The organism is Candidatus Symbiopectobacterium sp. (genome assembly GCF_020054415.1).
GTDB lineage: Bacteria > Pseudomonadota > Gammaproteobacteria > Enterobacterales > Enterobacteriaceae > Symbiopectobacterium.
In genome coordinates, this window is the sequence record NZ_JAHWCO010000141.1 from 1 (window position 1) to 9,360 (window position 9,360).

The following is a 9,360-nucleotide window of genomic DNA, read 5'->3' on the forward strand; positions in this document are numbered from 1 at the left end:
AGCCCAGCGAAACGACGGATCCTCGCAACGTAAAATCATGCAGTTAGGCCTCATGAGAAAAGTGTACACCTGAGATGACAAGCATTTTCAACCAAAACTGGCACGGAAAAACAGCATGATTACCTATTATTCAACAAAGCCCGTTTGATGCTACATCAACTCATTGAATACACGACCCAACACACGCTTGTGTAGAACAATATAAACGAACGTGGGGAGTTGGTGTGTCACGATACCGTACTTTGTTTTTTGTGTGCCTACTGGCAACTGCATCGTCCTATGCAGCGAACGTGCGTTTGCAACTGGTGGGATTAGAAGGGGAATTACAGCTCAATGTTCGTGCGCTGCTCTCTACCATCGGCCCTGATGAGGTCAGTGCCGACGGGCGCTTTCGTGCCCGGGTTGATGATGCTATCCGGCGCGGGTTACGGGCGTTGGGGTATTACGATCCGCTAATCAATTTTGAGTACCGCCCCGCAGAAAACGGTGGACGACCGCTGCTGTTGGTGACTGTGACGCCGGGTGAGCCGGTCAAAATCGCGGGCACCGATGTTCTGCTGCGCGGCGATGCGAGCAGCGACAGCGATTTCCTCCAACTGCGCCGCCGTAGCCTGCCTGCGATAGGCAGCGTGCTGAACCACGGCGACTATGATGATTTTAAGCGTTCATTAAATAACCTGGCACTGCGTAAAGGGTATTTCGATGCGCACTATGACAAAAGCCAGTTGGGCGTGATCCGCGAAACGCGGGAAGCGTTCTGGGATATCGATTATGACGTCGGCACCCGTTACCGTTTCGGTGACGTGCACTTTCAGGGAAGTCAGATCGATGAAGCCTATCTGCGCAATCTGATCCCGTTTAAGCGAGGCGATGAGTATACCACCGAAGATCTGGGCGAATTTAACCGGAGTTTGTCTGCTACCGGATGGTTCACCTCTGCAGTAGTCTCCCCCAATTTCGCGGCGGTAAAAACCGATAAAATGCTGCCGCTGGATGCGGTCGTTGCACCGCGTGCTCGCAATTTACTGGAAACCGGGGTGGGGTACTCCACTGACGTGGGGCCGCGCTTTCAGACCACGTGGCGCAGGCCGTGGATCAACGAGCGTGGACACAGTCTGGAAAGCAGCCTGAGCGTCTCTGCACCGGAACAGTCGCTGGATTTCAGTTACAAAATCCCCTTGCTGAGAAGCACACTGGAGCAGTTCTACTTGCTGCAAGCCGGTTTTAAACGCGAAGACCTGAATGACACCAAATCAGATGGCACCATGCTCAACGTGGCGCGCTTTTGGACGCTTAATCGCGGTTGGCAGCGCTCCATCAACCTGCGCTGGAGTCTCGATCACTTTACTCAGGGCAGTGTCACCGATACCACCATGCTGTTCTATCCCGGCCTGACGCTGAATCGCACGCGACAGCGCGGCGGGACTATGCCCACCTGGGGTGATTCACAGCACTATTCGCTGGATATCTCAGATACCACCTGGGGCTCGGATATCGATTTCGCGGTGATACAGGCGCAGAACGTCTGGATCCGTACGTTGGAGGATAAGCACCGTTTTGTCGCGCGTGGCAACGTCGGTTGGATTGAAACCAATAGCTTCTCCCGCGTTCCGCCGTCGCTACGCTTCTTTGCCGGGGGCGATCGCAGCATTCGCGGCTATAAGTTCCGTTCTATCTCACCGCGTGATGACGAAGGCAAGCTGACCGGTGCGTCAAAATTGCTAACCGGTTCTCTGGAATACCAGTACAACTTCACCGGGCGCTGGTGGGGGGCGGTGTTTGTCGATACCGGTGATGCGGTAAACGATCTCAAGATCAACGACCTGAAAACCGGTGCAGGGGTCGGGATTCGTTGGGCCTCGCCGGTGGGGCCGGTCAAATTCGATTTTGCCGTTCCGGTAAATGATTCCGAGAAACGTAACGATCTCCAGTTCTATATTGGTTTGGGGCCTGAGCTATGAGCCTGATAAAAAAAATAGCCATTGGTGCCATCGCATTTTTGTTGTTGTTGCTCATCACGCTGGCGGGGTTGCTGTTTACCACGCCGGGGTTGCATTTGCTGCTTAATGGCGCTGCTCGTTGGGTACCGGGGTTGGTGATCGCCGAGGTGCAAGGCGGTTGGCGCGATCTGACACTGCGCGGTGTCAGTTATCAAACACCGGGTATCACGCTCAACGCTGGTGAGCTGCACCTCGCGTTGGAACTGGGCTGCCTGACGCGCAGTCAAATTTGTATCAATGATATTGGGCTACGCGATCTTGATGTCGTCATCGACAGCAGCGTCATGCCGCCGCCTGCGGAGACGCCTGCCCCCAGTGCGCCGGTGGGCGAACTGACGGCACCGTTCCCGATACGTCTTAGCCAACTAACACTCAACAATATCCGCGTTACGCTGGACGATACGGCTGTTTCTCTGGGTGAACTGCACACCGGCATGCACTGGGAAGGGCGCGCGTTGACCTTGCTGCCTACGCAAACCAATGCGCTGCTGGTGGCACTGCCGAAAACCAAACCAGCATCTACCGTTGCAGAAAGTACGTTGGTAGCCACCGAAGATGGCAAAGTCACCGCTTCTGAAGTGGGTGATATCGCTTCCGCTACGGCGCAGGCTGCTGCCGCACCGCAACCTGAAGCAACGCCACCCGCACCGGAAAAAGTGGCGATGCTGCCCGCATTGGGTGAGCAGCTACAGGCGCTGTTTGCCAAGCAGCTGTTGCCGGCGTTGCCCGTGTTCACGCTACCGCTTGATATAGACATCAGCGAGTTGCGTGGTGAACACCTGCGACTGACTGGCGATCAAGATATCACCCTCACCACGCTGCAACTCAAAGCCGCTACCCAACAACAACATATTCAGTTGGAAAAACTGGCAATCCAGTCACCGCAAGGTGCCTTGCATGCGGCGGGCGAGGCTACGCTGAGCGATAACTGGCCGCTGTCTTTCGTTCTGAACGGGGTGGTGAATACCGCGCCGTTGAAAGGCGAGAAGATCAAACTGACGGTGGAGGGCAGCCTGCATGACTGGCTGAACACCACGCTTAACCTGTCCGGGCCGCAGCGTGCGTTGCTTACCCTGAAAGCGCAGTTGGCCCAGCCTGAACTGCCGTTGGCGCTGACCGTGCAGTCTGAGCGTCTCGCCTGGCCGTTAACGGGAGAGGCGGAGTATCAGGTTAATAATCTGGCGTTAAGTCTGACCGGTAAGGCTACGGATTATGCCTTGAAGATCAATGGTGATATTCGCGGTGGCGCTGTGCCTCCCGCCACGCTGGCGTTGGAAGGCAAAGGCAATTTGCAGCAGTTTGATATAAGCCCGCTACGACTCTCTGCGTTGCAAGGCACCACTGAATTGCGCGCACTGGTGGACTGGAGCAAGGCCATCAGTTGGCGCAGCGAACTGGTTCTGGATGGCATTAATACGGCGAAGCAATGGCCGGAATGGCCTGCGCGCCTTGACGGCAAGATCAGTACGCGCGGCAGCCTGTACGGTGGTAACTGGCAGGTGGCGGTGACTGAACTGCGCCTGAACGGCAATATCAAGCAAAATAAATTGACGGCGCAAGGCTCGTTGAACGGCAATGCCGCAGGCCAGTGGCACATTCCCGGCATCAACCTGGCATTGGGGAGTAACCAGCTTGATGTTAAAGGCGATTTAGGTCAGCAATGGAAACTGGACGGCGTCATTGAAGCCCCTGCGTTAGACGGTGCCTTGCCGGGGCTTGCGGGTCGCGTCGCTGGCACGGTACGGCTGCGTGGTAATCAGACCGCACCGCAGCTATTGGCTGATCTCAACGCCACAGGGCTGTGCTGGCAGGGGTTATCGATCAATCACCTGACGCTGGAAAGCGATGTGCGCTCGGATGCACAGGTCAATGGCCGAATGGCGTTTCGCGTTGAGCAATTGCAACAGGAAGGCGTGAAGGTTTCTCTGCTGACACTGAATGCGCAAGGCAATGAGCAGCAGCATCAGTTGCGCTTGAACGTGGAAGGGGAACCTGCCACCGGACATCTGACCGTGACCGGGCACTTTGACAGAGCACAGCAGCGTTGGCGCGGTACGCTGGATCAAACTCAGTTCACTACGCCGGTGGGGGAATGGCGTTTGTCGCCCTCAATGTCGCTGGATTATCAGCAAGCGCTGGCGCGCATTACGCTCGGTGCACACTGTTGGCAAAACCCGAATGCGGAGCTGTGCGTGCCGCGTGCCGTCGACATTGGCCCGAGCGGACAAGCCAGCGTGGTATTAAACCGTTTTGATTTGAAGATGCTGGAACCGTTTTTGGGCGCAGACACTGCGCTGAGCGGCGTATTTACCGGCCGTGCTGATGTGGCCTGGCAACCGAACGGTGGGTTGCCACAGGCAAAAATCGCGCTCACCGGGAACAAGATTGCACTGCGTCAGCAGATGAACAGCAACACGCTACCAGTCGATTTTGACACTTTCACGTTGAACGCGGGCGTCGATCGCGGCCGCGCGACGCTGGGATGGCTCATCGCTATTCACAATAACGGCCAGTTCAGGGGTGATATTCAGGTGACGGACCCGCAGGGGCGACGCCAACTGGGCGGTGATATCGCCATCGACAAAATCTCCCTTGCGCTGCTGAATCCGGTGTTAAGTCGGGGGGAAAAATCGGCGGGCATGCTGAACGGCGCGTTACGTGTGGGTGGTAATGTGCGTCAGCCGCAGCTGAACGGACAGCTGGCGCTGGAAGGGCTGGATATCGACGGTCACTGGATGCCGGTCGATCTGACCGATGGCCGTTTGGCGGTGAACTTCAATGGTATGAGTTCTACGCTACAGGGCTTCCTGAAAACCACGCAAGGGCAGCTTAATCTTAACGGTGATGCGGATTGGCATCAGCCGGAAGCATGGCGGGCACGTATTGCGGCGAAGGGCGATCGGTTGCGGGTGACGTTGCCGCCGACGGTGCGGCTTGATGTTTCCCCGGATATTGAGTTTGAAGCCACGCCGCAACTTTTCACGCTCAATGGTTCGGTCAGGGTGCCATGGGCGCGTATTACCGTACAAGAGATGCCGGAAAATGCGGTGGATGTCTCCTCGGATGAAGTGCTGTTGGACGAACAACGTCAGCCGCTAGCGCGTAACAACGCTGCGATCCCTATCAACAGTAACCTGACCATTCGCGTAGGTGACGATGTGCGCCTTGATGCCTTTGGCCTGCGGGCCAGTTTGCAAGGCGACCTGAAAATGGTGCAGGACGAGCGCGGTTTGGGGTTGAACGGCCAGATCAACATCCCTACCGGGCGTTTCAAGGCCTACGGACAGGATTTAATCGTGCAAAAAGGGATTCTGGTGTTCTCCGGGCCACCAGCCGAACCGAATTTGAACATCGAAGCGGTGCGAAACCCTGATAATACGGCGGATGGTGTGACGGCGGGTGTGCGCATCACCGGTGCGGCGAGCGCGCCGCACATCGAGGTGTTTTCCACAACGACATTATCGCAGCAAGAAGCATTATCTTACCTGTTGCGTGGTCAAGGGCTAGACAGCACCGGTTCAGACAGTAATATGATGACCTCTGCCTTAGTAGGGTTAGGGGTTGCGCAAAGTGGTCAAGTTGTGGGTAAAATCGGCGAGGCCTTTGGCGTAAGTGATTTAGCTCTGGATACACAGGGCGCTGGCGACGAATCTCAAGTTGTGGTCAGCGGTTACGTCCTCCCAGGCCTTCAGGTCAGATACGGCATTGGCATATTTGACTCTTTAGCAACGTTGACGTTGCGTTATCGGTTAATGCCAAGACTCTATTTGGAAGCGGTGTCTGGTCTCGATCAGGCACTGAATGTGCTCTATCAGTTCGAGTTTTAGCGATGCGAATTATTGTTTATGGCAGTTTACGACGCAAACAGGGAAACAGTCACTGGATGACGAACGCACAGTGGCTAGGGGATTGTCAACTCGGTGGTTACGAGATGTATGACCTTGGCCATTATCCTGCGGTGGTAGTTGGGGAGGGGGAAATTTTTTGCGAAGTTTATCGCATAAGCTCATCTATCCTGACAGAACTCGATGCGCTAAAGCGTGATGGTCACGAATACAAGCGCGAGTTAATCAACACCCCGCTCGGGAGTGCGTGGATATATCTGTATCAACACTCGGTAACAGGGTTTCCGCGTATCGACAATGGCGATTGGCTGACGCGCGAGCAGTAATGGTACTGGGTAGTTTGTAAATAAAAGCGTAACCGGCGCGCTGTCGGTTACGATTCATTTTCCTTGCACCATCCTTTCTCACGCCATTCTGTTATCCTTTTTTTAACAATAATGTTTCTCATTATCAATCTAGAGTGCTAAGGTAAACGCCCCTTTTGGCCCGATGTGGGGTCATTATGTTCGCCCCTGCGGGATAAGATGAGAAAGGTCATGGCAGAAAAACAGGAATACCGCATTTTTAACGTCGTGCTGGCGCATAAGGCTTACCTGACGCCTTCCCTGATGCGCTGTGTGTTCTCCGGTGAGTCAGTGCGTCAGATGAAAATGGATGCCCCGGATCAACGCATCAAGCTGCTGCTTCCTCCCGCAAATGGCGTTTTCACCGAATTGCCTGACAGTGATGAGTGGTACCGTCAGTGGCTGGCGCTGCCCAAGGCGCAGCGGCCGGTGATGCGTACCTATACCCTACGCGATGTGGATACGGCTAACGGTGAAACGGCGGTAGAGTTTGTTGTTCATGGCACCGAAGGGCCAGCGTCTGCCTGGGCAATACAGGCGCAACCGGGGGATGCATTGCGCATTGTTGCGCCGTGCGTGGGAGATGGTGAAGGTGATAGCGGCGGCTATGAGTGGCTTCCTCCAGCGGAAATGACCCATGCCTTGTTAATTGGCGATGAAACTGCATTGCCTGCTATCAAGGGCATTCTGGAACAACTGGCGCAGCAGTAGAATCCCGTGCAGGTGCAGGAGTTTATCGAAGTGCCGCTGGAGGCCGACTGTGTGGATATGAGCGCGTTTGCCTTTGCAGAGGTGCACTGGCTGCCGCGTAAGCCGCAGGGAGCTTCTTACGGTGAACGACTGTTGCACAGCGTGCAAGCACATGTACGTTTGCCGGATATTCGCCCGGAAGCAGAGACTACCAAATTGCACGAGTTGGCAGAAGGTGAATTACTATGGGAGTCGGCCAGTCAGACGCACGGCCAATTTTTTGGCTGGGTGGCTGCGGAATCCTCGGTGGTGAAAAACCTGCGGCGTTACTTGTCCGGTGAACGTCAGGTGCCACGTGATATCATCACGTTTATGGCTTACTGGAGCCGCGAACGGCAGCGGGATCTTTGACTGCGCGCTGAAAAGAAAACGGCGAGGAGATCCCCGCCGTTAGATACGTTGCGCAGTGCGCTACACGCTTATTTTTTCGCGCGTTCGAAGGATGCAACGATCTCGGCTTTGGCAGCGTCCACGTTTTCCCAACCTTCTACTTTCACCCATTTGCCTTTTTCCAGCGCTTTGTATTGCTCGAAGAAGTGGGCGATTTGGCCACGCAGCAGTTCCGGCAGGTCGTTCACATCCTTGATGTGATCGTATTCTTTGCTCAGCTTGGTGTGCGGCACGGCAACAACTTTAGCATCTTCACCGGATTCGTCGGTCATTTTCAGTACGCCAACCGGACGGCAGCGGATCACTGAACCGGGTTGCAGCGGATAAGGGGTCGGTACCAGTACGTCAACCGGGTCATCGTCCAGAGATAGGGTGTTGTTGATGTAGCCGTAATTGCACGGGTAGAACATGGCCGTTGCCATGAAACGGTCTACAAACAGGGCACCGGTTTCTTTATCGACTTCGTATTTGATGGGGTCAGCGTTGGCAGGGATCTCAATGACTACATAGATATCATCCGGCAGTGATTTGCCCGCCGGGACTTTGATCAAACTCATGTATGTTTCCTTTTTCTAACGTCAGAAATGGAGTAGCGGCCATTATAGCCAACCCATTGGTAAAGTGCTGCGGTTTTTCAATCTCAGTGTCGTTTAGTCAGCGTCATCGTTTGGCGGGGTTTCTTCTTTGCTACGGCGCTTCCAAATCTTGCTTTCCTGCCCGCGCCACAGACGTTGAATATTGTCGTGATGCCGCATCAGGATCAGGCAAGAGAGCATGGCTACCGGAAAGGTGAACTGGGGTTTAAACCACCACACATAAAAGGGCGCGATCAGCGCACTCACGATGGCACCGAGGGAGGAATAGCCGCTAAGCAGTACGGTAAGCAGCCAGGTAACGGTCATCACACCAGTCAGATCCCAGCCGACAGGCGCGATGGCACCAAACGCAGTTGCCACGCCTTTCCCGCCGCGAAAACGGAAAAATACCGGATAGATATGGCCCAAACAGGCGGCAATCGCGGTAATACCAAGATAAAGCGGTGTGACGCCAAGCGCATAAGCGCTCCAGACCGGTAACATGCCTTTCAGCACGTCAAACACCAATACGGTAGCGGCGGCGGCTTTGCCTCCGATACGTAATACATTCGTCGCGCCGGGATTTCCTGAACCATGCTGGCGTGGATCGGGCAGACCCGCGATGCGGCACACCAGAATCGCACTGGAGATGGAGCCGCACAGATACGCGAAAATTATCATGCCAAGCGCGGTAGCACTCATAACGCGGTTCCGTTGAATAAAGGTCGTTTTACAGTTGCCATCCGTGGATAATACGCATATTCCGGCGGAAGTGATACCAAACAGCGCCAAAAACAGAGAATGACGTGATGGATATTGTATTTATAGAAGAACTTACAGTAATTGCCACTATCGGCGTTTACGACTGGGAACAAACCATTTCGCAAAAGCTGGTGCTCGATATCGAAATGGGCTGGGATAACCGCAAGGCCGCCGCAAGCGACGATGTAAATGACTGCCTCAGCTATGCCGATGTCAGTGACGCGGTGATTGCCCATGTCTCCAGTCAGCCGTTTGCTCTGGTCGAGCGCGTGGCAGAAGAAGTGGCACAATTGCTGATGCAGCGCTTTGCCATTCCCTGGCTGTGTATCAAAGTGAGTAAACAGGGTGCAGTCGCGCAGGCACGCCAGGTGGGCGTAGTGATCGAGCGCGGTACACGGTAAATGCGTACGGGTTTGCACATGTGGTTTTTTTTATGAATCTTTTTTGTCAGTGAAACTAACATCGCTGTTTTTAGTTGTACTAGCTCAGACCTGATCTGACAGTTACCGATTATTTATACAGGCGTCTGTCAGATTACATCTGGTTCATATTCTTTTTCTGCCCAGATCCGTTTTCCATCGAGTAAAGTGGCCATCGGCGTACGCCCGCAGCACATTTTTCCCTGATGAGTTCGCTCATTATTGTAATGCCACAACCAGTTGTCCAGATCTACCTGCAGGCTTTCCAGGTCTCC

The 9,360-nt window shown here is 54.6% G+C and carries 6 protein-coding genes and 2 pseudogenes; 5 read left to right on the forward strand and 3 right to left on the reverse strand.

The genetic code is table 11. From position 1 onward, the window contains the following. Positions 1-224: 224 nt before the first annotated feature. The 4 genes and pseudogenes from QZ506_RS04335 to QZ506_RS04350 all read left to right on the forward strand — a co-directional run bounded on the left by QZ506_RS04335 (position 225) and on the right by QZ506_RS04350 (position 7,290). Positions 225-1,961, forward strand: a complete 1,737-nt coding sequence (locus QZ506_RS04335; protein WP_291969324.1) for an autotransporter assembly complex family protein — start codon at positions 225-227, stop codon at positions 1,959-1,961. Next, entirely contained in the window at positions 1,958-5,827 is a 3,870-nt protein-coding gene (locus QZ506_RS04340; RefSeq protein WP_291969326.1) for a translocation/assembly module TamB domain-containing protein, read from the forward strand. The genes QZ506_RS04335 and QZ506_RS04340 overlap by 4 nt, the downstream gene beginning before the upstream one ends. Before the next feature lie 2 nt (positions 5,828-5,829). Next, the gene (locus QZ506_RS04345) at positions 5,830-6,171 is read left to right on the forward strand and encodes a gamma-glutamylcyclotransferase (protein WP_291969328.1); all 342 of its coding nucleotides are present in this window, start codon (positions 5,830-5,832) and stop codon (positions 6,169-6,171) included. Positions 6,172-6,381: 210 nt separating this feature from the next. After that, positions 6,382-7,290 (forward strand): annotated as a pseudogene (locus QZ506_RS04350) (siderophore-interacting protein). A gap of 68 nt (positions 7,291-7,358) precedes the next feature. Here the strand turns inward: QZ506_RS04350 and ppa are convergent. Then, the gene (ppa, locus tag QZ506_RS04355) at positions 7,359-7,886 is read right to left on the reverse strand and encodes an inorganic diphosphatase (RefSeq protein ID WP_291969330.1); all 528 of its coding nucleotides are present in this window, start codon (positions 7,884-7,886) and stop codon (positions 7,359-7,361) included. 93 nt (positions 7,887-7,979) lie between these two features. Further along, positions 7,980-8,606 carry a glycerol-3-phosphate 1-O-acyltransferase PlsY gene (gene plsY, locus QZ506_RS04360; RefSeq protein WP_291969332.1) on the reverse strand — a complete coding sequence of 209 codons (627 nt, stop codon included), beginning with the start codon at positions 8,604-8,606 and terminating at the stop codon, positions 7,980-7,982. 107 nt (positions 8,607-8,713) lie between these two features. Here plsY and folB point away from each other — a divergent pair, with 107 nt between their 5' ends. Then, positions 8,714-9,067, forward strand: coding sequence for a bifunctional dihydroneopterin aldolase/7,8-dihydroneopterin epimerase (gene folB / locus QZ506_RS04365; protein WP_291969334.1), 354 nt, complete (start codon positions 8,714-8,716; stop codon positions 9,065-9,067). 128 nt (positions 9,068-9,195) lie between these two features. Here the strand turns inward: folB and QZ506_RS04370 are convergent. Continuing rightward, positions 9,196-9,360: pseudogene (locus QZ506_RS04370) on the reverse strand (IS481 family transposase); the annotation flags it as partial.

Coding starts and splice junctions, on each gene's coding strand:
- QZ506_RS04340 (WP_291969326.1), top strand. CDS start 1,958: ATGAGCCTGATAAAAAAAATAGCCATTGGTGCCATCGCATTTTTGTTG.
- plsY (WP_291969332.1), bottom strand. CDS start 8,606: ATGAGTGCTACCGCGCTTGGCATGATAATTTTCGCGTATCTGTGCGGC.
- QZ506_RS04345 (WP_291969328.1), top strand. CDS start 5,830: ATGCGAATTATTGTTTATGGCAGTTTACGACGCAAACAGGGAAACAGT.
- folB (WP_291969334.1), top strand. CDS start 8,714: ATGGATATTGTATTTATAGAAGAACTTACAGTAATTGCCACTATCGGC.
- ppa (WP_291969330.1), bottom strand. CDS start 7,886: ATGAGTTTGATCAAAGTCCCGGCGGGCAAATCACTGCCGGATGATATC.